This is a genomic window from Streptomyces achromogenes subsp. achromogenes, assembly GCF_000720835.1.
GTDB classification, from domain to species: domain Bacteria; phylum Actinomycetota; class Actinomycetes; order Streptomycetales; family Streptomycetaceae; genus Streptomyces; species Streptomyces achromogenes.
The window spans coordinates 1-367 of the sequence record NZ_JODT01000112.1; the positions used below are offsets into that span (position 1 = coordinate 1).

A 367-nucleotide genomic window follows, 5' to 3' on the forward strand; every position below is an offset into this window, starting at 1 on the left:
ATCCAGATGCGGTTGGGGCACAACTCGCCGCGGCTCGCGCTGCTGTCGGGGTCCTTGGGTGGGCATGTGCAGTCGTCGGGGTGGTAGGGAATCCAGCCGGCGGCAAAGCCGCGGTCCATGTAGCGGGTGAGGCCAGACTGAAGCCACGGTTTACCGCGGGTGCCCTTGTAGCCGTTGCGTCCAAGCCACTGCGTGACGGACACCATCGACTCGCCCTCGGCTACGCGTTCGTAGAGGCTGGTGACGATGCGGCCGGTGTCGTCGGGCTCGTACCACTCGCGGTGGATGACGCCTGCTTCTTCGTCGAGGTGGCGGCGGTGCCAGATGTACCCCCAGCGCTTGCCACCGGTGGCGGGTAGTCCTGCGC

General features: G+C 67.3%; 1 protein-coding gene. It reads right to left on the minus strand.

Going from position 1 to position 367, the window contains the following annotated elements; genetic code table 11:
- On the minus strand, window positions 1-367 hold a 367-nt coding region (locus tag IH25_RS0136940), incomplete at both ends, for a recombinase family protein (protein ID WP_030621512.1).